Below are 540 nucleotides of genomic sequence, written 5' to 3' on the forward strand. Positions count from 1 at the left end.
GCGGTTGGATCACCTCCTTACCTCAAGATACATTCCCGCGTAGTGCTCACACAGATTGTCTGATGAAAAAGTAACGAGCAGAAAACACCTCGACAGGCTTGTAGCTCAGGTGGTTAGAGCGCACCCCTGATAAGGGTGAGGTCGGTGGTTCAAGTCCACTCAGGCCTACCAAATTTTCACTCATGCTGCGTTGTTCGGCCGGCTCGCATAGTTCACTATGCTTCGCGACCTCACGCCTTGCCTGAGTAAAAATTACATTTTCACTTTCCGGAAGGAAGATGAAAATAACTCTTCGGAGTTGGTACTGGAAAGGTTTACTGCACGACTGTATGGGGCTATAGCTCAGCTGGGAGAGCGCCTGCCTTGCACGCAGGAGGTCAGCGGTTCGATCCCGCTTAGCTCCACCATATTGTCTGTTTTCAATACTTCAGAGTGTACTGGTTAACAGTATGCTGCGAAGTATTACGCTCTTTAAAAATCCGGAACAAGCTGAAAATTGAAACGACGTATCGTTTTCATTCTCCGTAATAAGAATGAAGT

2 tRNA genes are annotated in these 540 nt (G+C 47.6%); both read left to right on the plus strand.

Annotation, left to right across the window (positions count from 1 at the left end):
• Window positions 1-94: 94 nt before the first annotated feature.
• Window positions 95-171, plus strand: a tRNA-Ile gene (locus tag NV64_RS22880).
• Between the two features lie 160 nt (window positions 172-331).
• A tRNA-Ala gene (locus NV64_RS22885) sits at window positions 332-407 on the plus strand.
• Window positions 408-540 lie beyond the last annotated feature (133 nt).

It is taken from the genome of Erwinia sp. B116 (assembly GCF_002865965.1).
Lineage (GTDB): Bacteria > Pseudomonadota > Gammaproteobacteria > Enterobacterales > Enterobacteriaceae > Erwinia.